We start from the raw sequence: 26760 nt of genomic DNA on the forward strand, positions 1-26760 counted from the left end.
AATTAAATTGTTATAAGGTTCTATTAATATTAAATTGATAAAATTCGACGTTTTTCTCAATGTATTACAGTATTTTAAATCAAAATATTTAAAATGAGTAAGCTGAAACCGGTTCACTGTTATCTGATAATTATCGGAGCCGGGATAGTGCTGTTTTTTAATACTCTGCAAAATCAATTCGTATTCGATGACGAGAGTGTAGTGCAGGGGAATGAGTCTATTCAGAGTCTCTCCAGCATACCCAAATATTTTACTGCCGACGAAGGCTTCCATAAAGTAATAGGGAAGTATTACCGTCCAATTGTTTCATCTACTTATGCAATAGATTATGCACTGTGGAAGCTAGATCCGTACGGATTTCATATTACCAATGTCATTATACATATAATTGCGTGTTTGTTTCTATTTGCATTACTTTATGAAATATTTAAAGAGAGTAAATACGGATTAATTGCGTCACTCGCCGGTACGTTGATATTTTTGGCGCATCCGATACATACTGAAGCGGTGAGCTGGGTGAGCGGAAGAACTGATTCAATGGTGACCGTTTTTTTCTTTGCGTCGTTCTTGTATTATGTTAAGTATGTCAAATCCAGAGAGGATAAAAAGTCAAAGGACGATCCGGGCAGGATGCTCATGTGGTCGCTTATATTTTATTCGGTAGGACTACTATGTAAAGAAATGATAGTTACAATGCCTGTAGTAATAATATTGTTTGATCTTTTGTATAGAGGAAAGAGTTTCGATTATTTAAAGAATAATCGTAAAGCGTATTCCTGGTTCATTGGCATTACTGTGGTTTATCTACTTATACGTTATCTTCTTCTAAAGGACATACCAGATAGGGAATCGTATCTGTATTTTTATGGAAAAGACACTGTGACGGCAATCGCAACAATGTTGAAAACATTACCGGTTTATTTAAAACTATTGTTCTTTCCTGTAGGACTTTTATATCATTATAATGGACACCTGAGTGACGCGGGATCATTTTTCGAGGGTGGTGTTTTGCTCTCGATCCTGCTTATTATAGGACTGATTGCATTAGCAGTAGTTACTTATAAAAAGAAGGAAGGACAAATAACTTTTTGTATAGCTTTCTTCTTCCTTACGCTTCTTCCGGTTATGAACATAATCCCTACTATGAGTCTGATGGCGGAGAGATTTCTTTATATGACTTCATTTGCATTATCGCTTTTGATAGCGTATCTCATTGTAAAGTATATCACCGCAAAGAATATGAATGCAGTACTGGGTATGTCGCTTGCTGTAATAATTATCTTTTCAGTACTTACCTTTGAGAGAAATAAGGACTGGAAAGATAATGATACGCTTTACGCTACAGCTGACGGAGTCGATGGAACTGTACTTCTCGTAAATTCCGGCAATATGTACGCAAACAGAAAACAATATGAAGAAGCGGCGAAAAGATTCCGAAGGGCAATTGAGATCCGTGAGAACTCCATACTTGCTCATCACAACTTAGGTCTTGTTTATTTCTTAACCGGACAGCTGGACTCGGCAGAAAAGGAGATCTCAAGAGGAATAGAACTCGATCCGCTTGCGCCGGACGGTTACTTCCAGCTAGCAAATCTATATAGAATGAAGGGTGAGCTTCCGAAAGCAATCGAGAAACTGGAAAAACTCCAGGAGGTATCTCCGAATTATCGTGATTCAAAGAAAATGCTGGATGAACTGAAGATGCTTACATTGGGAGACGATGATCCTTCAATGAAGACGCAGCCACAGTTTGGAGACGACCCGCAGACGATGGCGCTCGAGCAGAGATCCTTTGAAGAGTATAATGCACAGAATTACGAGGAGTCAATAAGGATACTTGAAAAACTGGTAGTACTTGCCCCAGGAAAAAAATCCGGATATCTGAATAATATAGGGGTATGTTATGAAGAAATGGGCGACAATGACAAGGCAATGCTATTCTATAAAAAAGCAATTACAGCAGATGAAAACAATCTCAATGCATATGGCGGAATGGCAAGTATATATTTGAAGCAGGGTAACCGTTCCGAAGCAATCAAATATTACGAAAAAATACTCGAAAAGAAGCCTGATGACCAGGTTGTCATCAATAAATTGGATTCACTTAGGGCACTAAAATAAATTGTTTATTAGGAATAACTTAATTATCTTATTAAGACTCAGTCTAAATAAGAAATCTAAATAAATTAATCAGAATGGAATCTTTAACACCACAAACCGATTCAAACATAGTGGAAACCGAAAAATCTAACGGCAATTTTGTAGCTATCAACTATATTACATGTGATGACAGTTATAGAGACAGATTCGAAGAATTATTTAAGAGCAGAAAACATGCAATAGACAGAATGCCAGGGTTTAAGGAAATGGAAGTATTAAAACCCAAAGATGGTAATGTATATCTCATCATGAGCCACTGGGAAAACGAGGAGTCATTTAAGAACTGGACAGGATCCGAAGAATTTCTTGAAGGGCATAAAAGAGGCTTTGAGGATATAAAGAAGTACAAAGAGAGAGGGGAAGAACCTCCATTGAAATCGGATTTTAAAACCTATGAAATATTTGCCAGGTAAGTAAATCACCAAGATGAAAAAAGTAAATCTGTACTTTTGTTTTTATTTTACAGCAGTTATAGCATTTGCTGTTATAGCCACAAGCGGCATTGAGACAATAGCAGGAATGAAGAATGACGACCCCGACTCGACAAAGGATGCATTGGTATATCCGGGTGAAGTTCATCTTAAAAACATCAAGCAGTTGACATTCGACGGTGAGAACGCGGAAGCATATTTTTCACTTGATGGGACAAAATTATCATTTCAAAGAACACCGAGAGGTGGTACGTGTGATCAGATATATGGAATGGATCTCGATGGAAAGATAGGTTCGCTTGTGAGCACAGGTAAGGGAAAGACAACCTGCGCGTATTATCTTCCAAATGGGAAAGAAATTCTTTTTGCATCAACTCACTTAGCCGGTGATGATTGTCCACCAAAGCCGGATTTTTCCCAAGGATATGTGTGGGCTATTAATGATACTTATGATATCTTTATTGCAAATGAGGACGGCTCGAACTTAAGGCAGCTTACCGATTCAAAAGGGTATGACGCCGAAGCTACCGTTTCCCTTACAGGTGATAAGATAGTATTTACTTCAACTCGTAACGGCGACCTGGATATTTATTCGATGAATATAGATGGATCCGATGTAAAGCAATTGACTGACGAGCTTGGTTATGATGGAGGGCCATTCTTTTCTGCTGACGGCTCAAAGATAATTTATAGAAGAACGAAGTTTGATAATGAAGAACAGAAGGAAGATTATAAGAGATTATTGAACCAGGGTCTAATAAGACCCGGCAAGCTGGAGATCTGGGTCATGGATGCCGATGGAAGCAACAAACGACAGGTCACTAACAATGGTGCAGCAAATTTTGCTCCATATTTTTTTCCTAACGGCGAGAGAATATTATTTTGTTCGAATCTTTCGGATCCAAATGGCAGGAATTTTGATGTTTTCGCAATAAATTTAGACGGAACCGACCTGGAAAGGATAACATATTCGGAAGAGTTCGATGGTTTTCCGATTTTTTCACCCGACGGTAAGAAACTGGTATTCTGCTCGAACAGAAATAACGAAGTACAAGGAGAAACAAACGTATTCATCTGCGATTGGGTAGATTAAAAACACGATGCCCTTAAGAAAGCTAATCCTTTTAAGTACATTATACATTTCTCAATTTCTGCCCCTGGGGTTTTTCACAGAGGCTTTTCCCGTATATTTAAGAGAAGTTGGATATTCGCTGGAGCTGATCGGTGCAATACATCTGGTGTTATTGCCATGGATGTTCAAATTTCTGTGGGCACCTTTTGTCGACAGATTTGGAAATACCCGCATAGGTCATTACAGGCTCTGGATACTTTTGATGCAGATGCTAGTAGCGGTATGCCTGGTAGTGATATCATTCCTGGACATACAGACCGGGCTTAAGCTGATAATATTTTTTGTTGTTTGTCTTTCTATATTTGCTGCGACGCAGGATATAGCAACGGATGCTCTTGCGGTAGGAATGCTGACAAGGAAAGAGCAGGGGATAGGCAATGGAATACAAAACGCGAGCCACTTCCTGGGATCGATGCTTGGCGGCGGGTTGATGCTGATAATAATAGAGAAGTCGGGATGGGAAAATTCACTGTGGATAATGGCAGTGCTGGTGCTCCTTCCTTTGATACCGGTTTTACTTCATAAAGAAAATAATGCTCCTCCCGAAAAGAAAGCCTCTATCAGATCAAATCTTGATTTTTTCCTTAGACCCGGAAATGCTAGCTGGCTTTATATACTGATCATTGTGCCGTTCGGTGCCACGATGGTAGATTTTATTTTTAAGCCCTTCTTGGTCGATAAAGGATTTTCATTGGAAGAGATAGGATATGTGAGAGGTATTATAGGCTTATCGTCGGGATTTATCGGGGCAATAGCCGGGGGCTTGCTCGTTAAGTCAGTTGGAAGAAAGAAGATCGTTGTAAATTTTGCATTTTTTGTTGCGTTATCTAGCCTGGCTTACCTTGTTCCGCTTTATATAGAAGCAACTCTCTGGACCATTATAATCGTAAGTGTGATTACGAAATTTTTTGTTGGGATGTTTACCACTTCAATGTTCACGCTGATAATGGAAAGGAGTAAGCCAGGTACAGCGGGGACTGATTTCACTGTACAGATAGCGGTACTTACACTTAGCTCACACGGACTTGCAGCTCCTTTGGGCGGATTTATAGGAAGCTTTGTCGGTTACGCGCCGGTATTTATCGCCGGTGTTTTGCTTGCTTTCTTAAGTGTAGTTGTACTGAGAGCGGGATTAAAAGAGTAGCGCAAAAAAAAGAGCGCTCTAAGTGAGCGCTCTTTGCACAGTAAAATAATATATAAATCATTTAATAAGGCTCATTTTTTTGCTCTCATAAAATTCCCCAGCTTTTAATCTATATACATATACACCACTTGCAAGACCTGTTCCGTCAAAATCTATTCTATATATTCCGGGCTGTTTTACCTCATTTACCAATGTGGCGACTTCTCTGCCCAACATATCATAGATCTTAATTTGTACAAGACCTGCTTTTGGAATATCATAGCTGATTGTTGTAGATGGGTTGAACGGGTTTGGATAGTTCTGAGCCAGCTTATATGCATCGGGTAAAGTATTTGTATTATTATGAACGCTAACAAGAGTGCCTTCCATCCTGGCTATCGTACCTGTTGTTCCCACTGCCCACCCGCTTAAGCATGTTCCATCAGAGAAATCAACATCGTTGAGTGTTCCTGCAGCGGTAAATTCTGAAGCCCAGTTACTTCCTCCGTCAATAGACCTGTAAACACCTGTACCACGTACATACCAAAAGTCCATTCCTTTACCTTCAACACCATTTATATTACCTGTGCCCGGAACAGTACCGACACTGGTATAGTTGGCACCTCCATCGGTAGTTTTTACTACCGCAGTACCAACTGCAAAGCCTGTCATACCGTCATAATGGATATTGTAAGAGTTAGCTGTACCCGTGGTTGCACCGAATTGCCATGTTGCACCAAAATTAGATGAATAATAAACACGTGTATTATTAGTGCCGAACCAAATATTATTCACGTCAGCAAAAACAGAGTTATTCCACCCTGCTTCACTTCCAGCTTGTGGGAGATAGTATCCAGATGAATCCCATGTTGCGCCTCCATCAGATGTTCTCCATAACGACCATCTGCCTCCTACAGGATCGCCTTCAAGAAACCCTATACTTGGTGTAACGAATTTCATTGCGTTAAAGAAGCCACCTGTTTGAGTGTGAACCTGTGTCCAGTTAACTCCTCCGTTAACTGTACGGTATACGTTTGAAGCACTTGGTGATGTGGTACACCAAGCAGTATCCGCTCCGAGAGCATCGATGGCGTATATATCACCTGATATCACACCTGGGTTTGGGTTACCGTCAGTCCATGTAACACCGCCATCAGTAGTTTTACGGACAGTGCCGGCAGCGCCAGCTGCCCATCCGATCATGCCATTAACTGATTTAACGGAATAAAGAGCAGATGTAGTACCTGAGGTCTGAGCTGACCATGAATAGTTACATGTGCCTGCAGGACCAATATCGACTCCGAAGTTAAGTGTATGGCCCGTCTGACTGCTGTATACAAAGGGACATCCACCTATAGAATAGTTCCTTTTAAAACCTGTAAGTATATTATGACGGAGATTCGGACCAGTTCCTGTTGAACCACATTGTCCAATCTCGACAATTAAGCTCATACCCGGATCATATGGAAATGGTGTGTCAAGATCTATGCTCATCCAGGAATTTGTAGTGGAGGATAAATTTGCACTGGCATGAGAATACACTGTAGTTAGACCTGTAACCCATGATGCAGGCAAGTCGGTAATACTCGACTGTCCCATTTTAATCTCAAGGTTTGTATAAGTCGTTGCAGCGGTAGTGGTTGTATAGACATAGATCCTTGTAATGACGCCTGCCGGAGCAGGTGAAGGATTACTAAATTCTCCGGGCAAAAAAAGCCCTTGTACGGCTTTTCCTCCTGTAACATTGAAAGGAAAAAGATTACTAGAGGTTCCAACGTTTTGATAATTGTAGTGTTGGGGCTGAGCCCACGAGGAACCCGCAAAAATAAGGAAGAGTAATATCGTGAATGCATTCCCAAATAAAAATTTGTGAAAAGTTTTCATATCAATAGTATTTTAGTTTGTGAGATGAAATCTCAAAATATATTATTAATACTAAATAACTGATTCTTTTCTTTAATGGTATGAATAGTAAGTATATAAGTATAAATGTGGGGGTAAGGCAACAGTGTGGGCGTAGTGAGCGATATTTTTCCCCTTTGCATAAGTTTAGGTTACAAAACTTAAAATGTCAAGGTGTTTTTGTTCAGTTTACATTAAAGTTGTATTTTCCAAAATTTTTATAAATATCAATGACAACGTAAAAACCTCAAGTGAGATAAAAATTACTCACTTTCGGCTTCTTGCTCCATTTTATCAAGCCTGGTGTAATAGTCCTTAATTTCCTTTAAGTGAGCAAGGGCGATCTTTCCTGTCACTATCTCATCATCATTCGTTACGTTTGTCTGTGGATCATGTGAGCCATGTTCCATCTCAACTTCGAGTCCTCTTCTGAATTGTTCTATATCATAGGTATTCCAGTCTATGCCAATCTTATTACCGATTTCCCGTGCTTCTTCCGTAGTAAAAGTTTTTTTTGAGTCCATGGTCTTAATTTTTTTTGTAAACATGAAACATATATTATAAAAATAATGAAGTAAAGATTTAAAAACTGTGATTTTACTCACAGGTTAATGTTGCATTGTAAGGAAAAATCAATTTAAATAATTTTATATAGGGAAGGAAAAGAAAGGAAGGTATTTATGAAAAGGCTACTTATATTAGGTGCAGGCACATCCGGTACTATGCTTGCAAATAAATTTTACAATGAAGTTGATTCGAAGGAATGGGAAATTACTGTTGTAGATAATGTAAAAACCCATTACTACCAGCCCGGCTTTCTGTTTATTCCATTCGGTATTTATGAAGAAAAAGACGTTATCAAACCCAAATCCGAACTATTCAATGAGGGTATCAATGTTGTATATAAAGAGATAGATAAGGTAGAACCCGGTAAGAACACGGTTATTTTAGAGGATGGTGAAGAATTGGGATATGACTGGCTAATTATTGCCACCGGGGCAAGGATCGCACCCGAAGAGATCGAAGGAATGAATGGACCGCTTTGGCAAAAGGACATATTTGATTTTTATACAATTGAAGGCGCGAAAGCATTAGAGGAGAAATTGAAAGACTGGGAAGGCGGAAAAATGGTGATCAATATAGCTGAGATGCCTATAAAATGTCCCGTCGCTCCGCTGGAATTTGCTTTTTTAGCTGATTATTACTTTACAAAGAAAGGAATGCGTGATAAGGTGGAAATAAGTTTTGTTACACCTTTGTCTGGAGCATTTACAAAACCCAAGGCATCTAAGTTATTGGGAAATTACCTTGAAGAGAAGAATGTAAAAACCGTAACGGATTTTAATATCGGTAGGGTAGATAACGACGGAAAGAAAATTGTATCATGGGATGAAATGGAAGAGCCGTTTGACCTTCTCGTTTCAATTCCAACAAATAAAGGCGCAGATTATATTGAAAGAAGTGGAATGGGCGACGAATTGAATTTTGTCCCGACCGATAAATTCACCCTAAGAGCAAAGGACTATGAAAACATCTTCGTTATTGGAGATGCAACTAATCTTCCAAGTTCGAAAGCCGGTTCGGTAGCGCACTTCCAGTCAGAGGTATTGTTTGAGAATCTAATGCACGCAGTTAAAGATGAACCATTAACTGCTCAATTTGACGGACACGCAAATTGTTTCATCGAGTCTGGTTTTGGAAAAGCATTTCTTATAGATTTTAATTACGATACCGAACCATTACCGGGAAGCTTCCCATTACCGCTAGTCGGACCATTTTCACTACTTGCGGAGACAAAAATGAATCACTTTGGGAAGCTGTTTTTCAGATGGACATATTGGAATATGCTGCTAAAAGGACACTCAATGCCATTACCTTCACATATGTCGATGCTTGGGAAAAAAGTCGAAGAAGAAGAATTAGAAATTATAAATAAGGAGAAATAAAAATGACATCAACAATAGAAATATTAGGAAAAACACTTGCTGTAGATCCTGATGGAAACCTGGTAGATGCAAAAGAATGGAGTGAAGAAATTGCGAAGGAACTTGCTAAAGAAGAAGGAATACCTGAATTAACTGATAGGCACTGGGTAGTGATCAACTATATGAGGAAAGTATTTGCGGAAACGGGCGAAGCTCCCTCCATCAGAAAAATAACAAAAGAAAGTGGGGTAGAAACAAAGGAAATGTATGCACTGTTTCCAAAGGGACCTGCAAAGAAAGCCGCAAGGATAGCAGGGTTACCAAAGCCAAAAGGATGTATTTAAGTCTGATCGAAAGGAGAAAATAAAATGACAACAGAAGAATTAGAAAATAAAAATTTAATAGAAGAAGAAAAGCACCCAATAACCGGGGTGAGCATAATAGTTTCTAAGGGTTCACTCGAAGGCATATATCCAGGATTGATAATGGCAAATGGAGCCCGCATGGAAGGAATCGATGCTAACCTTTTCTTTACATTTTTTGGATTAGACGCAATTGTGGATAAGAGGATGGACCATATTAAGGTTGCAACGGTTGGAAATCCGGCTATGCATATTCCATCGTTTGTCGGAATCATGCCCGGAATGTCAAATGTCGCAACACACATGATGAATAAGGAAATGGAGAAACTAGATATTCCTCCAGTGAGGGAGTTTATAGAGATGGTACATGATGCTGGATGTAATATTTATGCATGTAAAGCCTCAGTCGATATGTTTCATTTGACCGATAAAGATTTTTGTGAGCAGGTGGACGGAGTAATTACAGTTGGAGAATTCTATGAAAAATCTGCGGGATCGCAGATTATTTTTACATAATAAATACCTAATCCTTTCTCCTGATTAACCCCTCCCATCCCGGGAGGGGATTTTTATAATTTATCTTTGATGTCTTCCATTTGCTTGTCCGGAACACTGTCTTTTGATTTCATAAATTTATGAAACATTTCCGTATCAAAATAAAATATTGTTACTTTTAGAAAACCGTTGTCTTTTATTTTTTCCGTGTAGTAAAAGTCTTCGTTTAGGACGTAAAAAGATGAGACATCATGTTCAAGGCTTACTCTCCCGTTATCCATATCCCAATCGTAAACGTAAAACTTTCTCATGAAAAGAGTATTAACAAATTTAGATGTATCTTTGTAATCTGAGTAGTAATATGAATTACCGTACTTATCCTTCATTGCATCGAGAATGGTATCGAAGTGTTCACGAGATTCGGTTAAGGTCTTGCAAGGAAATTTAATCGATACGTCGATGTTAAAGAGTTTATTACCATGGAAACTGTCGAAGTAAAGTGTTACGTCCAGTGGCATTGTATCATTATTAACTACAATGCTATCACTATAATAAATAAAACTTTCCGATAGGGTAGGAGGGATCTGGGCATCATGATCATAAGTAAAATTAGTATCGACGAAGTAGTCTCTTACGTTACAAATGAAAAGCGCCGCTTCTTTAGACATCCCAAAATCAAATCCATTATATCCCGTGAGCGGCTGAGCTTTCAAAGGAAGATTTGCGAGAGTGAATAATATCATTAAAACCGTAATCCAATTCCGGGTCATTTTCAGCGTTTTTATTTTCTTGACTTATATGAAGTTAACAGGGAAAGATCTAAATTTGTTTCAGTTAAATAAATTTGCAAAAAATGCATTATGTAGTTTAAAAAGTATTGATTTTAGAGTTTTTTTGCTATAATTAGCATGAGCGCCGGGAAAATCCTTACAATTTAACGTTAAAAAGATGCTAAAGATATTTATTCCTCTATTACTGTCATTAATATTATTTATGGCAGGATGCTCCAGTAGTTCATCAGATTCATACCTTCAAAAAGATAATTACGTTTTTACAATGTATGATGATGCAAATTCCATCATAGCTACAGGTACATTAAAAGTTAAATCATACAAGGATAACGCAATCTCAGGTGATTATGAACTTACAACAGTGATAAAGGAATTTGACGGGTATAAGTCCATGAACGGAAACAAATTTACGGGAAAAGTGAACAGCAGTGATAGATCCGCATTAATAAATACAAATCCTAATATGGCCGACAACAATGTTTACTTTAATGTAAAAATAAAGTCTAACAGGCTAGAAGGTGATTGGTACTATACAGCACTACGTCAAGACATCAAATACAACAAAGTTGTAATAGTCAAAAAATAAAATTCAAAACCAATGACCAAACAAATACTAAAAGTAAGAAGTATCTTTTTTGCCGCTTCTTTTATTATTGCTTTAGTAATTTTGACCGGCTCCAATAATGAGCAGACATCGAATACTTTTGATGTTGTTTCAAAAAAGAACTGTGGAACGGTGGAATTTAATAAGATGCAGCTAGAGAGATACCCTGAGTATCAGGTAAACAGGGAAAACCTCGAAAAGTTTACCAAGCAGTATGTTCTTGAAGGCAACAGGCAGGTTGTTACAATACCGGTGGTTTTCCACGTTGTATATAATACCGCTGATCAAAACATTTCGGATGCTCAAATCATGAGTCAGATGGACGTAATGAACAAGGATTTTAACAGGCTGAATGCAGATACAGGAAGTACGCCGGCTCCCTTTAAACCTCTAGCCGCGAACATTCAGGTACAATTTTGCCTGGCACAGCGTGATCCGGGTGGAAGTTCTACTACAGGTATAACACGAAGGATGACATCGATAACTGAATTTACGGCAGAGGATACAAGTATCTATTATACTTCGCTCGGTGGTGAAGATATCTGGGATAGAGATAGATATCTTAATATTTATGTTTGCAAATTGGCTGGTACGCTGCTAGGGTATGCGCAATTCCCCGGAATGAATCCTGCAACTGATGGTGTTGTGATAGGATATAACTATCTCGGTACTATAGGAACAGTTCAACCGCCAAATAATCTCGGGAGAACAGCGACTCATGAAATTGGTCACTGGTTAAACTTATTGCATATCTGGGGTGATGAACCGAACTGTGCCCAGGATGATGAGGTCGCGGATACACCTCTACAAGGTACTGAATCTTCGGGTTGTCCTTCATTTCCTATGACAGATGCATGTACTCCCAGCGCGCCCGGAATAATGTTTATGAACTACATGGATTATTCGGATGACAACTGTATGAATATGTTTTCATTGGGACAATCAGCAAGAATGAATGCAGCGTTGTCAGGTCCAAGAGCCAGTCTAATGACATCGAACGGGTGCCAGTCGGTAGGTATCAATCAGATAGGTACGGAAATTCCGGATGGTTTTGCTCTAATGCAGAATTTCCCGAATCCATTCAATCCAACAACGAAGATCACATTTGATGTCCCAAGTCATGGAAACAGTCTCGTACATCTTTCCATTTATGATGTATCCGGTAAGGAAGTTGCTCTGCTGGTAAATGGAGACCTCCAACCGGGGCGTTATGAATACACATTCAACGGATTTAGTTTATCCAGCGGAATGTATTTCTATAAACTCCAATCGGGTGATTTCGTCAGTACAAAGAAAATGATATTAGTAAAATAGGATTGTCTTAAAAATTGATAAAAAAGCGGGTTTTTACCCGCTTTTTTATTTTTTGGAATAGTCTGTTGGGCATAATTTTTGCATAATTTAGTAATTAATACTTTGTATATATTCATTTTTCACTCAGTAAACACCATTTTCTATGGGGAGCAGCATACGGATAAAAATGAATAAAAGTAGTAGTACAGCTATTTTAATAGTTGGATTCCTACTTTTATTTAACAATCTCCAATCACAATACAGATTTAAACCCAGGCACGAGGGAAGGGGCTTTAATGTCACGCGAGTGGATTTTATGCTTGCAATGAACGATGGGACCTTACTCGACTGCACCAGATTTTTCCCTGACGAGACACCGCCAGCAGGTGGATGGCCTGCATTGATATATTGTCATGGTTTTGGTGGTACCAAATACGAGGATCTTCCATATGCAGAGGAGCAGGCCGCTGACGGATTTTTTACATTTGTATACACTATGAGAGGACAGGGAATATCAGGTGGTAAGACAAATCTGATCAGTACTCTTGAGATGGGTGACTTTACAAAAGTAGTGAACTATGTTAAAAGCCAGAGCATTGTAAATGTCAATAGGGTCGGAGCAATCGGCGGATCCCAGGGCGGAACGATTCCATTCATGGCGGCATGTAATGGAACAAGTTTGCGATGTATAGTTTCAGACGTTTCGAATCCGAAATTCGCATCGGACTGGATATATAATAAGTCTGTCAAAATGTCACTACTATGGACCCTGAGTTATGATACCACTATTGTAAGATACAATAATCTTGTTAAGGCTTTCAGGACATGGATTCTGGCTGATACTCCTGATAAGTACGACAGTTTGTTAACATATATTCCACAAGGAAGAGATTTTTCGAGCCAGGTCGGCAATAACAACGCACCAATATTTATAAGTACATGCTGGCAGGACAAGTTTTTTTCAACAAAACCCGATATAGACGCAATTCCATTTATAAATCCGGATTACAGAATGTATTTTGGGACTTTCGGCTCTCACGGCTCGGAGGCTTATGAGGATGAGGTAGATTATCATAATGAAGTAAACGGTGACTGGCTTTACTACTGGCTGGATGATTATCAAAATGGTGCTCTGGATTCATCGCAATATGTGTATGCATCAAGCAGTTATCCGCGCGTAGACGATATGTGGACGTGGAAGAGATTTTATTCAGATGTATGGCCTCCCGCGGGAGTGCAGGACGTTAAGTTTTATCTTCGACCTAACAGAACCCTCACTAATGCAGTTAGTTCTTTAAATCCTGATACCGTTGGATTTGATAATAATATCCTCGATAATTCGCTTACTATGCTGGAGGCGGTGAATAGGGAATTTACGGGTTCTATCTTCGAGTCAAAATTTCAGCGCAACAGGATAATATTTGAGACACCGACGCTAACGCAGAATGCAAGAATGGTCGGTACTCCATTTGTTAATATACACTACAAGTCTAATACAACAAAAGCTCAGTTTAATCTTCAGATATATGAAATAAAGCCGGGCAATGAGCCTTATATTGTAGGCAGGGCGAATTATACCGACAGGAATATAACACCTAACCAAATAAGGCAGTTGTCTTTTTACGGATCTTCGTGTTCTCATGTATTCCAGGCTGGAAGCAAGCTAAGGATTGTGCTCACAAATATTGATAATATTGATAATGATCCTTTCCTTAGAACGAACCCATATGTATTGCCTTCATTTCAGCAGGCAACAAACATAATCTATATGAATCCTGCTAATCCGACGTACATACAACTTCCTATGATAGGTTGGGTAACGATCTCGGTGAATCCAATTTCTACAAGCGTACCGGATGATTATTCACTGTCGCAAAATTATCCAAACCCATTCAATCCCAGCACTAAGATTAGGTTTGAACTACCAAAATCGTCTCATGTTAATCTTGTGATTTATGATGCGGTAGGGAGGCAGGTCGCAACGTTGGCAGATGACAGGTATAACGCAGGCACGTACGAAGCTGAATGGAAGGCATCGGATTTTTCGAGCGGGGTATATTTTTACAGACTAACGACCGAAAGTTTTATAAGTACAAAGAAGATGCTTTTGATAAAATAGAGTGGTTATGGGGAAATTTTTAGTAAAAAGGCAGGGAAACCTGCCTTTTTTATAATACTTGAAAAAAACAGGAACAAAGATTATTATATAAAAAAAGATACCCAAAAAATTCAAGGGAGGAATTTAAATGAAGAAAATTTTTACAGTCTTAATATTTGTAATTTCCTTTTTGTCAGCAGTATATAAGCCGGTTTCTGCAAATCAAACCGACCGGAGCCCACTGCCGGTTCTGGTTGTTCCAACCATTTACGAAAATACTGCGGCCACGCTTTCATTTCTTGGTCCACTTAGCTCATCAGAGCGGACAGTTCAATTTCTAATTAATGAGAACCAACTAACATCACTTATCGGGCAATACATTGATGCAATTACCTTCAGGCTTCGTCCAACCGTCGCTTCTCCTTGGCCGGCTTCGGATGTGACATATCCTAATTTTGACATATATTTAAGCGAGAGTGTAGCACCCGCAAACAGGAGTTTAGTATTTGCACAAAATATTGTAGGTGTCCAAAAACAGGTTAGAGCTGGTTCGCTTATGATCGTTGCAGGTTCTTACCCTGTCGGAGGTAATCCAAATAATTTCGGAACAAATATAACTTTCGACTCGTCATACTTATACACAGGCGGACATTTATTAATAGAGATAAGGCATGACGCATCCGGTGGTAGCTCAACATCTGTTGAAGCGGCGGGTACATCGACTACCGGTTATGGAACAGATTTCAGCTCTTGCTGGCAGAGCAGTTATACAGCCACGAGCGGTATGCAGGCAAATTTTTGTATATTAAGCTTGACCTCCACGGTTTCCGGAATATCTGTAACATTGAATGAACCCGTTGAATATAAATTAAACCAAAACTATCCGAACCCATTCAATCCAAGTACTAACATAAAATTTGGAATACCGCGCTCAAGCGAAGTTAGACTTGTAATATATGACGCTATTGGCAGGCAGGTTACAACTCTTATAAGCCAGCACATGAATGCAGGACAATATGAAGTGAATTGGAATGCGGATGGATATACAAGCGGAATGTATTACTACACATTGACGGCAGATGGATTTACCGAGACAAAAAAGATGATGCTCGTAAAGTAAATTTTTTAAAAGAATGTGATATTGAAAGCGGGTGAAAGCCCGCTTTTTTATTGTATGTCAAAAGTGAGATTGATTATTTCCGGTTTATTACCCAGCCTAACGGGAGGTCCCCATGTTCCTACCCCGCATGAAACATAATAATGTGTGTTATTCTTTCTTTTATAGCCCCAGCTCAGTTCATAGATCTTTTCAGTAATGAAGTTCAAGGGCCAGAGCTGAGCATGGTGTGTATGACCGGAAAGCTGGAGGTCTATATTATATTTCTCAGCTTCTTCTAGATTATAGGGTTGGTGATCCATCAGAATAACAGGTTTACCGGTATCGACATCTTCCAGGATCTCATCCAGGGATTTTCTGTTTTTCCCTGTAAATCCCTTCTTAGCCCGGTCCTCCCTTCCAACAAGGTAAAAGTTGTCGTCGATAAGGATACTTTCATCTCTGAGTATTATTACGTTATGATCAGTGAGGTATTTTACGGCTTTCTGAATTCCGCCTATGTATTCATGATTACCGGTAACGGAATAAACACCAAGAGGAGCTTGAATGGCTTTAAGCAGTTCCCCAAGATTTTGCCTTATAACAGGGGTAACATCCTCATCCAGTACATCACCGGGAAGAAGAACCATATCGGGGAAGAGGGAGTTGATCTTATTTACAATATTTTTTAATCTCTTTGTTCCAATGATCGTACCGAGATGGATATCGGAGGCGACTGCAATCTTATATTTCTTAGGAACTGCTTTTTTATTCTTTATGGTAATGTATAACTCTTTTATCCGGACATTTTTTGCATTTAAATACCCAATGAAAATTACCAAAAGAACGAGCGGTATTACTATCAGGAATTCGTAGTAGAAGAAACTTTTGGGAAGGAAATTAAAAGCAAGGTTCAGCAAGAGTAATAAATCTGTTAAGACCACTGCTATAAAAAAGTAGAGCAATGAAGCAAACCAAAATGACCCTATCCACACAAAAAGAATGCTTATAAATCCGGATGTCTTTTTCTCGAGATACCTGCCTATGAAAAATGAACCGGCGCATATAATGAAAATAATTGAATAGGCTAATCTTACACCTCCATCGAGGGTGTTGAATCCGTGAATAAAGATGTAAAAATTGATGATGGCATAAAGTGTGAAGAAGATTGTAAAGAAACTGATGAATTGTTTGTTAGCCATTAGGTTCTACTCTTCTTTTGATGAACTTCACAGCTTCAAACCAGATAACGGAGATAAATCCGATCACAACTGCTATTCCCAATTGAGGAAGCGGTGGAAGACTGAATTCGAAAAAGGTTGTTACCGGGTTTATAACAAGGAGTGAGACACAAATAGCTATTGTGACCAATATGATCATAGGCACAAGTTTGTTTCTGTACCGCAATGTAGTGAAGATGGAGTAATAAAAGGAACGATTAACAAGTGTAAGAAATATATTCGCAGAGATTATGGCAATAAAAACCATTGTTCGTGTTGATGGCTCATCTAATCCCAGCATTACACTATATTGGTATGTGAATAGAATTCCAATCGTTATAAATAATCCCTGCACAATACTTGTTCCCAGTTCCATAGGTGTAAAGAACGTCTTTGTGAAGGGTCTCGGCTTATGGTTCATTACATTCTTTTCTATGGGTTCGTTCTCATATATAATCGAGCATGTAGGTCCCATTATAAGTTCGAAGAAAATAATGTGAACAGGAGAGAAGATGTTAGGATATTTCCACGCAAGCGCAAGGGGTAAAAAGACAGTCAAAATTATTGGAATATGAATAGAAATAATATATTGGATGGCTTTCTTAAGGTTTGTATATATCTTCCTGCCCATTGCGATTGCATCCACCATCTTTGCCAGATCGTTATCAACAAGAATAAGAGATGAAGCCTGCTTTGCGATCTCCGAACCTTTGCTTCCCATTGAGACACCAATGTTTGCCGCTCTCAGTGCAGGTCCGTCATTTACCCCGTCTCCTGTCATAGCAGTAATTTTTCCTGAAGCCTTAAGCGCGTTTATCAGCTTTAGTTTTGCTTCGGGGAACATCCGTGTAAAAATGTTATTTCTTAGTGCAGTTTCTTTAAGGCTAGAATCATCCATTGACATGACTTTTTCCCCGTTGGTATAGTCATCTATTCCCCTGAGTTTTATCATTCTTGCTATTGCCAGTGTTGTTTCGGTATTATCCCCTGTAGCTATCTTTACATCTATACCGGCATTGTAAAATGAATCTAAAACCTCCGGAATATTTTTCTTTGGGGGGTCGAGGAATGCCAGTAATCCTTTGAAGTTAAACTTAAATTCCTGCTGAGTCCTGGGGAAATGATCTCCGGAAAATATTGCCTGCCCGACTCCCAAAACTCGGTAACCTTTATCGGAGAGATCCACAACGGCCTCATTTACAATTTTTTTCTCTGTATCTGTTAAAGTGGATAAGTTTATTAATGCTTCAGGAGCGCCTTTAGCGGCGATTATAATATTACCCTCTTGATTCCCGAAGACGTGAGTCATCATTGGAGGCCTTCCATCGAGGGGGTATTCATGGACCATGCTGTAATCTTTTCGTTCATCAATTGGGAATAGCTTTTCATATGCATTGTGAATGGCTATTTCCATTGTATCAAACGGAATAGGCTCACTTGCCCACATAGCAGTCGCTAACAGTTCTTTCTCTTTATCATTGGTCACATTATTAATATCCTCGACCGGTAAGATATTTTCACCCAATACAAAGATACTGGATAATTCCATTCTATTTTCTGTTATGGTTCCGGTCTTATCCAGGCAAATGATATTTGCGCTGCCAAGCGATTCTACGGTTTTCGTTTGCTTAACGATAATACCCATCTTCATTAATCGCCATGCACCCAGTGCCATAAAAGTTGTAAACGCTACCGGGATCTCCTCCGGAAGAATACTCATTGCAAGAGTAAGTGCTTTGAGAAGGCTGTCGAGGATGTTTTTGGAGTCGAAGAAATTTAGTATCCATACAAGGAAGAAGATGACAGCGCCTGCTATTACCATCCTCTTCATAAAATTCCCAATCTGCAGTTGTAACGGAGTCCGTTCTTCCTTAATGGATTCTATACTTTTTCCTATTAAGCCAAGTCTTGTTGCATTTCCTACCTCGGTAACATTGCATATTGCCAGGCCGCCGGATACGGTAGTGCCCATAAAGACTTTGTTGTCTCCGCCATCGGATTTGATCACAGCAGATGATTCACCGGTTAGAATAGATTCGTTTACGGAGAAATCATTCGATTGAATGATCTTTCCATCGGCAGGTATGGATGATCCTTCTTCGACTATAATACAATCGCCTACAACAATATCCTTGATCGGTATTTCTTTGACATCTCCATCACGGATGACCCGGCTGAGCGGTTGTGTAAGGTCTTTGAGAGCCTCGAGAGCGTTACGACTTCTCGAATCCTGGTAAAGAGAGATGGAGGCAACTAAAATTATAGCGGCTGCCATAAATATCCCGTCTCCGACCTCTCCGCTTATAAAGTACAAAATCGCAGCGGTCAGCAACAGAAGTATCATCGGTTCGCTCAAAAGATCACCTATTGCTTTTATGAGAAAATGCTTCTTCTTTTGTTCGAATTCATTTATCCCGTACCTGGCTCTGGAACGTGATACTTCATCTTCACTCAGACCCTGTATGTCAATATTCAGATCTCTCATTAGTCAAAAATAATTTAAATAATCTTAACGAGCTATTAACTAAGAAATGTATAAATTTAAGCTCAAAGCTATAATTTTAGTAAGTGAATTTAATCAGGCTATTTAGTATTTTGAATAGTTCGGGGTGTAGATCAGTTGGTTAGATCGCACGTCTGGGGGGCGTGAGGCCGGTGGTTCGAGTCCACTCACCCCGACAAATTCCTTATAACTCTTCACCCACATTATCATGTCTCAGCCAGCATTTACAGGTACCGTAGCCGAAAATTATGAAAAATATTTTAGCCCGATGTTCTTTGCGGTTCCAGCTAGGGATATTGCCGGCAGAATACCTGTCAATATAGAATCAGTTCTTGAACTTGCATGTGGTACAGGGCAGGTTACCAGATTATTAAAAGACAGATTTCCGGATGCAAAAATAATTGGAACTGATCTGTTTCCGGGGATGATAGAAGTAGCAAAATCTATTACTGGCGAAGATTCAGGAATTAAATGGAAAACTATGGATGCGACCGATATTTCATTCGAGGATGATTTGTTTGATGCAGTTGTGTGCCAATTCGGTGTTATGTTCTTCCCTGATAAGCAAAAGGCTTTCAATGAAGCTTACAGAGTATTAAAACCCGGCGGAACATTTATATTTAGCACCTGGGACACCATTGAAAAACAACATATTGCAGAGGTAAATGTAGAAGTTGTAAATTCATTTTTTCCGAATGACCCTGTCACATTTTTCGATATACCTTTTTCAATGAGCGATCCCTCGGAAATGGAAGAGCTTATGAATGGCGCAGGTTTTAAAAATGTATCAATTGAGTATGTAGATCTTGAAGGAAGTACGGCTTCAGCTGAAGAGGCAGCAAAGGGATTTTTATTAGGAAACCCGATTTATAATTATATTTGTGAAAGAGATGAAAACCTCCTCCCTGAGATATTAAGTGCCGTTCGGGAAAGGTTCGCTAAGGAATTTGGCGCCGGGGCTTTTAAGATCCCGCTGTCGGTGATAGTATCATCCGGAACGAAGTCATAATAAAACTCCGGCCAATATACTACTTTATCAAAACCATCTTTTTTGTACTGACAAAGCCGCCGGCTTCAAGCTTGTAGAAATAAACCCCGCCCGAAAGTTTCTCTGCATTCCATTTGGGTTCGTATGTTCCGGCGCTCAGTTCTCCGTCTATAAGTGTTTCAACTTCTTTGCCTAAAACATCATATATGACGAGTTTGACATTCGAAGAAACAGGTAATTCGAATCTTATCTTTGTGCCCGGGTTGAACGGATTAGGATAGTTCTGAAAAAGGTGGAATTTTTCCGGAATCTCTGAATTTATATTCACCAATCCGACAAGATTTCCTGTTGGATTACGCTTGTAGTAAATCTCAAAATTCCCATCTCTGTGGTCGATCCAAACAACATGCACGGCTTGATTTGATATCGATACTGAAGGATAGATAGAGTCATCGAATGCATTTGTCAGTCTTGTGTCAGGTCCCCAATTTATACCGCCGTTAGTAGAACGTTTGTTGTAAATCTCAAAATTTCCATCGCGGTCATCACACCAAATAACCTGCACAATCTGACCGGACGAGGCAACAGAAGGGTAAAGAGAATATACGTTAGAAGCAATCAAAGGAGCATCAGTACTCCAGGTAATACCTCCGTCTGTCGAGCGTTTATAAAATATATTAAAATATCCGCCCTGCTCATTATTGTCTCCACTCCTTTCATCATTCCATACAATATGAACTACAGAATCGGATACCGATATACAGGGAGACTGGGAGACCGTGACAAGATTTGTCAGCTGTGTGTCAGCACCCCAGGTAACACCGCCATCTGTAGAGCGTTTGTAGTATATTTTGAAAGCGTTACCAACACGGCTATCTGCCCATGCAACATGAACGACCGAACCTGATACACATATGGCAGGTTTCTGTGAAGCAGAAACGGTATCCGTCAGACGTGTATCGGCTCCCCAGCTTGCGCCGCCGTCAGTAGATCGTTTGTAGTATATCCCGGAGTTTCCTTCGCGGTCATCACGCCATACAACTCTCACATCCTGCCCGGAAGATGATATGCAGGGATCAATTGAAAAATCTGGATTATTAGTAAGCCTTGTGTCAGTACTCCAGCTTACTCCTGAATTTGTAGAGCGTTTGTAGTAAATTTCCAGGTTCCCGTCGCGTGTATCTTCCCATACGACATGCACAATTGTACCGGATACTGAAATTGAAGGATGCTGAGAAATAGAAGCATTATTTGTCAGGCGCGTATCGGCTCCCCAGGTAGCTCCTCCGTCTGTAGAGCGTTTGTGGTAAATTTCAGAATTCCCGTCCCGTCTATCTTCCCATGAGGCATACACAAAATTACCGGTTGACGCTATACACCAGGCATTGTTAGTGGATGTAAAGGATGAGGCAGTGTCATTTGTCAGCCGTGAATCGGCCTGCCACTGAGCATATGATTCAGTATACTTAAATATGGTTACTGTAACAGTTAATACAAGGAAAGAAAATAAAAAGATTGAAATGATGGTTTTCATTTTTCCCCTATTGCAGAATTTATTGGAAAACAATTATACCTTAAGTATTTGACATTTTCAAGTAGTGGAAAAAGGCATGCAAATGCTGTGCTTTAGTAAGTAATAAATTTAAAAGTATTTATGTATCTTTGAGTTCACAAAAAGTATGAGCGCGGAATACAAAAATACTTCCAAATCCTTTACTGTACACGACCTTCCCCTTAACGACCGCCCGCGTGAACGTCTCAAATCATCCGGACCTGGAGCGCTCTCGAACGTAGAGCTTCTTGCTCTTATTATGGGCAGGGGAATAAAGGGTGAGTCGGTGATGGACACTGCGCGGAAGCTTCTCTCTCATTTCGGTTCGCTAAAGAATGTGTTAGAGGCAACACTTGAAGAGCTTACTCAAATTAGAGGGCTTGGTCCAGCAAAAGCATCACAGCTCGTTGCATGCTTTGAAATTGCCAGGAGGATAGCTAAGGAAGACATTGAGTCTGAATCGGAACGTCTGAATAGCGATGCGATCACCAATCCTCTGGATGCGGCTAAGCTCGTTCGTTCACACATAACGGATTTCTCGAAAGAGAATTTTTTTGTTATCTCGCTTGATACTAGGAACCGCCTTATCGCGATAGAAAAGGTTTCGCTTGGGACGCTCAACGCAAGTCTCGTACATCCTCGTGAGACATTCGAATCTGCCATACGAAAGCATGCCGCGCAGATAATGATAGCGCACAATCATCCATCTGGCGGTACCGAACCCTCGGAAGAGGATCTAAAGATCACAAAAAGACTTTATGATGCGGGAAAAATTATGGGGATTGACCTGCTTGATCATATAATTGTGACCAAACATAATTATATGAGCTTTATGGAGAGAGGACTAATATAGCTTTAGTAGTCATAATCACCATCCTCTTCATCCTCCATATCATCCATTTCATAGAATACCATTGTCTGAAAATATATCCCATCCGGTGAAACACACGCTCCACCTTCCGGCTCCCAACCCTCATTCATCAGGTCATTTACTATTCTTTCGAGTTCGGGAATGCTTTGCGCAGTAGCTATTTTATATTCCATGGTATGATTTGTAGTTTGAATTATGGGATATTAAATTACTTGTTTACGTCCCCAAATTCAAACTATTTATTTTTTCTATAAAAAAGAACAAATTTTTCGGTTTAAATTTAAAATGATATTTAAGATTTTGCTTTACTGAGATAAAAGCTATGGAATATAAAGATTATTATAAAATACTTGATGTTGAAAAGAATGCTTCCCAGGATGACATTAAAAAAGCCTTCCGGAAACTAGCTATTAAATATCACCCGGATAAAACGAAAGGTGATAAGGCTTCAGAGGAGAAATTTAAGGAAGTGAATGAAGCATATGAGGTACTTCGCGATCCTGAAAAGAGAAAGAAATACGATACTCTAGGCTCGAACTGGAAGCAGTATGAACAGGCAGGTGGTCAGGGCGGATTTGACTGGTCGCAGTTTTATGACCAGACTGGGGGAGGACAAAGGTCATACAGGTTTGAGACGGGAGGAAGCGACAGTGACTTTTTTGGCGGTGGAGTATTCAGTGACTTCTTCGAGCAAATGTTCGGTGGCGGCGGCGGTGGTAGTTTCGGCGGACAACGCAGGAGAGCCGGAGGTGCGATACCCGTTCGCGGACATGACCTTACCGCCGAGATGGAGATAACACTCCATGAAGCTTACAACGGTGTTTCAAAGACTTTCCGGTTGGAAGGTGAAGCTATCAAGCTTAATATTAAAGCCGGTATCAAAGACGGCCAGGTATTAAAACTTGGTGGGAAAGGTGCTCCGGGCATTAACAGCGGACAGCCGGGTGATCTGCTTCTAACAATAAATGTAGCTAGAGATCCTAATTACGATAGAAGAGGGGACGATCTTTATGCGGATCTGCCGGTAGACCTATATACTGCAGTCCTTGGGGGCAAGGCTCAGTTCCAGACTCTAAAGGGTAAAGTAAATGTGACCATATCTGCTGGCACGGAAAGCGGGAAACTCTTAAAACTTCCCGCGATGGGAATGCCTTCTTATTCGGCTAAAGGGAAATTTGGGGATCTTTATCTCAAAGTAGAGATACAGGTACCGCAGAATCTGAATGAGAAGGAGAAGGAGTTATTCGAGGAATTGAAAGCCCTGAGAGGCAAATAAATCAGTTTTAGAAGAAATTCGAAATTATTATATTAGCAGTTCGGTTTGTAAAAAGGTAGTAGCGGTGGTGGCGGAACTGGTAGACGCGCCATCTTGAGGGGGTGGTGCCACCTAGGCGTGGGGGTTCGAGTCCCCCCCACCGCACAAAAGAAAGCCCGATGAATATATTCATCGGGCTTTTTGTCATTTCCAACCTTCCATTCTTTCATTTGCTTTTTTATAGTATTGGTCATAAGCCAATTTAAACTCTATACACTCTGCAACCTTTCCGTGGGTATATTTTTCTATTAGAGAAAGAAAATAATTTCTTCTTTGTTCGTAGTCCCAATTTAATTTATTTCTTAAATAATTTGATACTCTATTTAAAACCATTATGGTCTCATAGGTCGCATTGTTGTCTAAGAAGTGATCGATATTGCTAAAAAGTTTGATACTGTCACCTTCAGCAGCTAAGTAGTAAATATATTCACTAAATATTTGAGGATAAAATTTTGAATCTGGAAATTCATCGACGAGATATTTCAATCTTTCAATCTGACTATCGAATTTTTTGGTATTGTTGAAAAGAATGCTGCATACTTTTTCTTCTTTTCCTCCAGCCGGTAATATCTCTATTTTAATAGAATTTGATTCGAGAGGAGGTGGATAATTTATCTTTTTGCCGCCTGGGACAAGATATACATATTTAATTTGAGAATATTTGTCATAACTTCCTTTAATATCATAAATTCCTTTTGTTACGTATCTTTGATCAAAATAATTCTCTGTTAGGTTTATAAAGGATATGAAAGATGAACCTGGTGACACTTTGATAGAATCAAGTGCCCCCATCCTCTCGTCATCCTCTCGCAGACGTATATTTTCATTGCCGTTATTGCTCACTATTTTAAGTGGGACAGATAATTTATCGGGCAAATATGTTAAGTAGTAATCGGTATCTGTATTGTTATGGATACTAATTTTTAACCAGATATTTTCTCCAAATATATAATTATCATACTCAGGCTCTATAACAAGTTGAACTTCACCTTCCTTTATAGGAATATTGTGATTTGAGAGTATAGGTTCATTTTTAGGACTTTCGGAACAACCGCTCAACAGAATCAATATTAGAAATATGTATTTAATCATTTGGATTTTTTGAGAAGATACATTGAGACTTCTTCTGTCATTGTGCCGGGATATTGTTCGGCTAATTTAGCAATTTCAGAATTTATATCCGAAGAATTTAGTTCTTTTATCTTTTCGAGATAGAACTGATGATAAAGTAATGCATAATAAACTTCATACGAATTGTTGTATTTTTCATAGAAATCCGTATAGAGTTGCTCATATCGCAGGGAATCTGTTATAATCCCATTCAAAACGATTTTAAAGTAAAGTGAAGGCGTATAGGGTGATACAGGATATTTATAATACAAACCTTCATAATCATTTTTGGATGACTCCCGGTATTTTGGATTTGTATTAACTTTTTTATGAATCTCTCTGATATTTTCAAATACCGTCCTATCGTCATTAACCGGCTCAGTTATATCAAAACTAATTGTATTCGATTGGATATTCTGAAAACTACAGACTACACTATAATTCCCATCACCTCCCTTGATGCCATCATTAAGCTGATGGTAATAGATAAGCGTGTCATTCTTTCTTAAGACTTTCTTTATGGGCCACCAATCCACTGAACCTGCCAATTCATTTCTTTGATTGTTAAAGGGACTGGTAACTAATGTACGAATAGCCCCTCCAACAAAAAAACCTGTATAGTAATAATCTTCCTCGGAATTGTTTATAAGAGATATTTTGAGCCAGGCATTTTCACCCAGAAGGTAATTTGACTTTGAAGTCCGAATTGTAAAGTAAATTCCCTGATTTTGATCTAATTTATCCTGATAAATAGCTGTAAGTGGAAGTGAAAAAGTCAAGAAAAGAGTTAATATTACTCGGTAGGGGCTCATAATTATGATACCAAAGTTTTAAGTAACTGTTCCAAATAAAAAAACCCGGCATAACCGGGTTTGAATAAAATGTAACTCTTACTTTTCCTTTCTTCGCGCTAACCATGCATCTAAGCTGTACTTACCTGCGCCCAGAAACACCAATGCAACAAATACTGTAAACAGTCTAAGAGGATTGCTGACTGTACCCCACGGATCGAGTTTGTGAAGATGCTGAAATGTAGCCATTAACATAGTAAATGCCATGAATGCTGAAGCGGGACGTGTAAACAGTCCCAGTACGAGAAGTAATCCTCCTCCGAACTCACTCGCCGCTGCCATAAATCCCCAAAACTCAGGAGCAAAAGAAATACCAACATTGCCCATAGCGCCTCCAACCTTAGCCCACATATCCGGACCACCCTGTATTTTTGGAAGACCGTGAACAAGAAGAAATGTTAATCCCACTCCAAGCCGCATAATGAGAATTCCAAGATCTTTATTCCTTTCTAGAAAATCCTTCAATGTTCCTCCTTTATTTTTTATTACTTAACCGCACAGCACAAGATAAAGATTCCCTTTAATTTTTACTGTGGAATTTCTTCCTCATTCATCCACATCAGTTCCCATATATGTCCGTCGAGGTCTGTATAGCTTCTTCCATACATAAAATCGTAATCCTGAGGCTCGCGTGTTTCGGTAGCACCTGCACCTAAAGCCCTTTCCATAAGGTCAGTTACTTCATCCTTACTGTCACAGGAGAGACAGGTTATTACCTCTGTTGTAGTTGATGAATCTGCTATTTCCTTTGGAGTGAACTCCTTAAATTTTTTCCTAGTGAGAAGCATTGTATATATCTCATCTGAAATTACCATACATGCTGCAGTGTCATCTGTAAATTGCGGGTTGAATTCATATCCGAGCTGTTTGAAAAAGCTTATGGATTTATCCAGATCCTTTACCGGGAGATTTACGAATATCTTCTTTGACATTACTAT

The 26760-nt window shown here is 39.4% G+C and carries 25 protein-coding genes and 2 tRNA genes; 16 read left to right on the top strand and 11 right to left on the bottom strand.

Annotated elements, in window-relative coordinates:
* Positions 1-93: 93 nt before the first annotated feature.
* The 4 genes from H6614_03445 (at position 94) to H6614_03460 (ending at position 4867) form a co-directional block, all read left to right on the top strand.
* Positions 94-2121 carry a tetratricopeptide repeat protein gene (locus H6614_03445; protein ID MCB9242703.1) on the top strand — a complete coding sequence of 676 codons (2028 nt, stop codon included), beginning with the start codon at positions 94-96 and terminating at the stop codon, positions 2119-2121.
* A gap of 74 nt (positions 2122-2195) precedes the next feature.
* Positions 2196-2573, top strand: coding sequence for an antibiotic biosynthesis monooxygenase (locus tag H6614_03450; GenBank protein MCB9242704.1), 378 nt, complete (start codon positions 2196-2198; stop codon positions 2571-2573).
* A gap of 106 nt (positions 2574-2679) precedes the next feature.
* Positions 2680-3684 (top strand): PD40 domain-containing protein, encoded by a 1005-nt coding sequence (locus tag H6614_03455; GenBank protein MCB9242705.1) that lies wholly within the window; start codon positions 2680-2682, stop codon positions 3682-3684.
* 7 nt (positions 3685-3691) lie between these two features.
* The gene (locus H6614_03460; protein MCB9242706.1) at positions 3692-4867 is read left to right on the top strand and encodes an MFS transporter; all 1176 of its coding nucleotides are present in this window, start codon (positions 3692-3694) and stop codon (positions 4865-4867) included.
* 57 nt (positions 4868-4924) lie between these two features.
* Here the strand turns inward: H6614_03460 and H6614_03465 are convergent, their stop codons facing one another.
* Together H6614_03465 and H6614_03470 are read right to left on the bottom strand one after the other, a co-directional pair.
* A complete protein-coding gene (locus tag H6614_03465; GenBank protein MCB9242707.1) occupies positions 4925-6730 on the bottom strand; it encodes a T9SS type A sorting domain-containing protein in 1806 nt (601 codons plus the stop codon).
* A gap of 281 nt (positions 6731-7011) precedes the next feature.
* Positions 7012-7272 carry a hypothetical protein gene (locus tag H6614_03470; protein ID MCB9242708.1) on the bottom strand — a complete coding sequence of 87 codons (261 nt, stop codon included), beginning with the start codon at positions 7270-7272 and terminating at the stop codon, positions 7012-7014.
* A 156-nt stretch (positions 7273-7428) separates the two neighbouring features.
* Between H6614_03470 and H6614_03475 the strand changes: the two genes are divergently transcribed.
* From H6614_03475 to H6614_03485, 3 genes are read left to right on the top strand one after another with little or no spacing between them, the layout of a single operon-like run.
* Positions 7429-8694 (top strand): NAD(P)/FAD-dependent oxidoreductase, encoded by a 1266-nt coding sequence (locus H6614_03475; protein MCB9242709.1) that lies wholly within the window; start codon positions 7429-7431, stop codon positions 8692-8694.
* Between the two features lie 2 nt (positions 8695-8696).
* Complete coding sequence (locus tag H6614_03480; protein ID MCB9242710.1) at positions 8697-9017, top strand: TusE/DsrC/DsvC family sulfur relay protein; 321 nt, start codon at positions 8697-8699, stop codon at positions 9015-9017.
* Between the two features lie 24 nt (positions 9018-9041).
* The gene (locus tag H6614_03485; protein MCB9242711.1) at positions 9042-9551 is read left to right on the top strand and encodes a DsrE/DsrF/DrsH-like family protein; all 510 of its coding nucleotides are present in this window, start codon (positions 9042-9044) and stop codon (positions 9549-9551) included.
* A 53-nt stretch (positions 9552-9604) separates the two neighbouring features.
* Here H6614_03485 and H6614_03490 read toward each other — a convergent pair whose 3' ends face one another.
* On the bottom strand, positions 9605-10273 hold the full coding sequence (locus tag H6614_03490; GenBank protein MCB9242712.1) for a hypothetical protein: 669 nt from the start codon (positions 10271-10273) through the stop codon (positions 9605-9607).
* 250 nt (positions 10274-10523) lie between these two features.
* On the opposite strand from H6614_03490, the gene H6614_03495 reads away from it, so the two are divergent.
* From H6614_03495 to H6614_03510, 4 genes are all read left to right on the top strand, one after another.
* The gene (locus H6614_03495; protein ID MCB9242713.1) at positions 10524-10907 is read left to right on the top strand and encodes a hypothetical protein; all 384 of its coding nucleotides are present in this window, start codon (positions 10524-10526) and stop codon (positions 10905-10907) included.
* Between the two features lie 12 nt (positions 10908-10919).
* The gene (locus H6614_03500) at positions 10920-12239 is read left to right on the top strand and encodes a T9SS type A sorting domain-containing protein (protein MCB9242714.1); all 1320 of its coding nucleotides are present in this window, start codon (positions 10920-10922) and stop codon (positions 12237-12239) included.
* 166 nt (positions 12240-12405) lie between these two features.
* Positions 12406-14337, top strand: coding sequence for an alpha/beta fold hydrolase (locus H6614_03505; protein ID MCB9242715.1), 1932 nt, complete (start codon positions 12406-12408; stop codon positions 14335-14337).
* A gap of 127 nt (positions 14338-14464) precedes the next feature.
* Positions 14465-15436, top strand: coding sequence for a T9SS type A sorting domain-containing protein (locus H6614_03510; GenBank protein MCB9242716.1), 972 nt, complete (start codon positions 14465-14467; stop codon positions 15434-15436).
* Between the two features lie 47 nt (positions 15437-15483).
* Here the strand turns inward: H6614_03510 and H6614_03515 are convergent, their stop codons facing one another.
* Positions 15484-16614: a metallophosphoesterase gene (locus H6614_03515; GenBank protein ID MCB9242717.1), complete on the bottom strand. Its 1131-nt coding sequence runs from the start codon at positions 16612-16614 to the stop codon at positions 15484-15486.
* Positions 16607-19117 carry a cation-translocating P-type ATPase gene (locus H6614_03520; GenBank protein ID MCB9242718.1) on the bottom strand — a complete coding sequence of 837 codons (2511 nt, stop codon included), beginning with the start codon at positions 19115-19117 and terminating at the stop codon, positions 16607-16609. The genes H6614_03515 and H6614_03520 overlap by 8 nt, the downstream gene beginning before the upstream one ends.
* Positions 19118-19237: 120 nt before the next feature.
* On the opposite strand from H6614_03520, the gene H6614_03525 reads away from it, so the two are divergent.
* Positions 19238-19311 (top strand) — tRNA-Pro (locus H6614_03525).
* A 32-nt stretch (positions 19312-19343) separates the two neighbouring features.
* Positions 19344-20144: a methyltransferase domain-containing protein gene (locus H6614_03530; protein MCB9242719.1), complete on the top strand. Its 801-nt coding sequence runs from the start codon at positions 19344-19346 to the stop codon at positions 20142-20144.
* A 19-nt stretch (positions 20145-20163) separates the two neighbouring features.
* On the opposite strand, the gene H6614_03535 is transcribed toward H6614_03530, so the two are convergent.
* On the bottom strand, positions 20164-21657 hold the full coding sequence (locus H6614_03535; protein ID MCB9242720.1) for an exo-alpha-sialidase: 1494 nt from the start codon (positions 21655-21657) through the stop codon (positions 20164-20166).
* 145 nt (positions 21658-21802) lie between these two features.
* Between H6614_03535 and radC the strand changes: the two genes are divergently transcribed.
* Entirely contained in the window at positions 21803-22528 is a 726-nt protein-coding gene (gene radC / locus H6614_03540; protein MCB9242721.1) for a DNA repair protein RadC, read from the top strand.
* Between the two features lie 2 nt (positions 22529-22530).
* Here the strand turns inward: radC and H6614_03545 are convergent, their stop codons facing one another.
* The gene (locus tag H6614_03545) at positions 22531-22719 is read right to left on the bottom strand and encodes a DUF1737 domain-containing protein (GenBank protein MCB9242722.1); all 189 of its coding nucleotides are present in this window, start codon (positions 22717-22719) and stop codon (positions 22531-22533) included.
* A gap of 149 nt (positions 22720-22868) precedes the next feature.
* On the opposite strand from H6614_03545, the gene H6614_03550 reads away from it, so the two are divergent.
* Together H6614_03550 and H6614_03555 are read left to right on the top strand one after the other, a co-directional pair.
* Complete coding sequence (locus tag H6614_03550) at positions 22869-23822, top strand: J domain-containing protein (GenBank protein ID MCB9242723.1); 954 nt, start codon at positions 22869-22871, stop codon at positions 23820-23822.
* Between the two features lie 61 nt (positions 23823-23883).
* A tRNA-Leu gene (locus H6614_03555) sits at positions 23884-23966 on the top strand.
* Between the two features lie 39 nt (positions 23967-24005).
* Here the strand turns inward: H6614_03555 and H6614_03560 are convergent.
* From H6614_03560 to H6614_03575, 4 genes are all read right to left on the bottom strand, one after another.
* Complete coding sequence (locus H6614_03560; protein ID MCB9242724.1) at positions 24006-24953, bottom strand: hypothetical protein; 948 nt, start codon at positions 24951-24953, stop codon at positions 24006-24008.
* Positions 24950-25783, bottom strand: coding sequence for a hypothetical protein (locus H6614_03565; GenBank protein ID MCB9242725.1), 834 nt, complete (start codon positions 25781-25783; stop codon positions 24950-24952). The genes H6614_03560 and H6614_03565 overlap by 4 nt, the downstream gene beginning before the upstream one ends.
* 78 nt (positions 25784-25861) lie before the next feature.
* Positions 25862-26242, bottom strand: a complete 381-nt coding sequence (locus H6614_03570; protein ID MCB9242726.1) for a DoxX family protein — start codon at positions 26240-26242, stop codon at positions 25862-25864.
* Between the two features lie 107 nt (positions 26243-26349).
* The gene (locus H6614_03575; protein ID MCB9242727.1) at positions 26350-26754 is read right to left on the bottom strand and encodes a VOC family protein; all 405 of its coding nucleotides are present in this window, start codon (positions 26752-26754) and stop codon (positions 26350-26352) included.
* Between the last annotated feature and the right edge of the window lie 6 nt (positions 26755-26760).

It is taken from the genome of Ignavibacteriales bacterium (genome assembly GCA_020635255.1).
Lineage (GTDB): Bacteria > Bacteroidota > Ignavibacteria > Tepidaquicellales > Tepidaquicellaceae > JAEYVS01.

What these genes read in the sequence shown, in the direction of transcription:
- H6614_03445 (MCB9242703.1), top strand. Translation starts at nt 94, where the DNA reads ATGAGTAAGCTGAAACCGGTTCACTGTTATCTGATAATTATCGGAGCC.
- H6614_03450 (MCB9242704.1), top strand. Translation starts at nt 2,196, where the DNA reads ATGGAATCTTTAACACCACAAACCGATTCAAACATAGTGGAAACCGAA.
- H6614_03455 (MCB9242705.1), top strand. Translation starts at nt 2,680, where the DNA reads ATGAAGAATGACGACCCCGACTCGACAAAGGATGCATTGGTATATCCG.
- H6614_03460 (MCB9242706.1), top strand. Translation starts at nt 3,692, where the DNA reads ATGCCCTTAAGAAAGCTAATCCTTTTAAGTACATTATACATTTCTCAA.
- H6614_03465 (MCB9242707.1), bottom strand. Translation starts at nt 6,730, where the DNA reads ATGAAAACTTTTCACAAATTTTTATTTGGGAATGCATTCACGATATTA.
- H6614_03470 (MCB9242708.1), bottom strand. Translation starts at nt 7,272, where the DNA reads ATGGACTCAAAAAAAACTTTTACTACGGAAGAAGCACGGGAAATCGGT.
- H6614_03475 (MCB9242709.1), top strand. Translation starts at nt 7,429, where the DNA reads ATGAAAAGGCTACTTATATTAGGTGCAGGCACATCCGGTACTATGCTT.
- H6614_03480 (MCB9242710.1), top strand. Translation starts at nt 8,697, where the DNA reads ATGACATCAACAATAGAAATATTAGGAAAAACACTTGCTGTAGATCCT.
- H6614_03485 (MCB9242711.1), top strand. Translation starts at nt 9,042, where the DNA reads ATGACAACAGAAGAATTAGAAAATAAAAATTTAATAGAAGAAGAAAAG.
- H6614_03490 (MCB9242712.1), bottom strand. Translation starts at nt 10,273, where the DNA reads ATGATATTATTCACTCTCGCAAATCTTCCTTTGAAAGCTCAGCCGCTC.
- H6614_03495 (MCB9242713.1), top strand. Translation starts at nt 10,524, where the DNA reads ATGGCAGGATGCTCCAGTAGTTCATCAGATTCATACCTTCAAAAAGAT.
- H6614_03500 (MCB9242714.1), top strand. Translation starts at nt 10,920, where the DNA reads ATGACCAAACAAATACTAAAAGTAAGAAGTATCTTTTTTGCCGCTTCT.
- H6614_03505 (MCB9242715.1), top strand. Translation starts at nt 12,406, where the DNA reads ATGAATAAAAGTAGTAGTACAGCTATTTTAATAGTTGGATTCCTACTT.
- H6614_03510 (MCB9242716.1), top strand. Translation starts at nt 14,465, where the DNA reads ATGAAGAAAATTTTTACAGTCTTAATATTTGTAATTTCCTTTTTGTCA.
- H6614_03515 (MCB9242717.1), bottom strand. Translation starts at nt 16,614, where the DNA reads ATGGCTAACAAACAATTCATCAGTTTCTTTACAATCTTCTTCACACTT.
- H6614_03520 (MCB9242718.1), bottom strand. Translation starts at nt 19,117, where the DNA reads ATGAGAGATCTGAATATTGACATACAGGGTCTGAGTGAAGATGAAGTA.
- H6614_03530 (MCB9242719.1), top strand. Translation starts at nt 19,344, where the DNA reads ATGTCTCAGCCAGCATTTACAGGTACCGTAGCCGAAAATTATGAAAAA.
- H6614_03535 (MCB9242720.1), bottom strand. Translation starts at nt 21,657, where the DNA reads ATGAAAACCATCATTTCAATCTTTTTATTTTCTTTCCTTGTATTAACT.
- radC (MCB9242721.1), top strand. Translation starts at nt 21,803, where the DNA reads ATGAGCGCGGAATACAAAAATACTTCCAAATCCTTTACTGTACACGAC.
- H6614_03545 (MCB9242722.1), bottom strand. Translation starts at nt 22,719, where the DNA reads ATGGAATATAAAATAGCTACTGCGCAAAGCATTCCCGAACTCGAAAGA.
- H6614_03550 (MCB9242723.1), top strand. Translation starts at nt 22,869, where the DNA reads ATGGAATATAAAGATTATTATAAAATACTTGATGTTGAAAAGAATGCT.
- H6614_03560 (MCB9242724.1), bottom strand. Translation starts at nt 24,953, where the DNA reads ATGATTAAATACATATTTCTAATATTGATTCTGTTGAGCGGTTGTTCC.
- H6614_03565 (MCB9242725.1), bottom strand. Translation starts at nt 25,783, where the DNA reads ATGAGCCCCTACCGAGTAATATTAACTCTTTTCTTGACTTTTTCACTT.
- H6614_03570 (MCB9242726.1), bottom strand. Translation starts at nt 26,242, where the DNA reads ATGCGGCTTGGAGTGGGATTAACATTTCTTCTTGTTCACGGTCTTCCA.
- H6614_03575 (MCB9242727.1), bottom strand. Translation starts at nt 26,754, where the DNA reads ATGTCAAAGAAGATATTCGTAAATCTCCCGGTAAAGGATCTGGATAAA.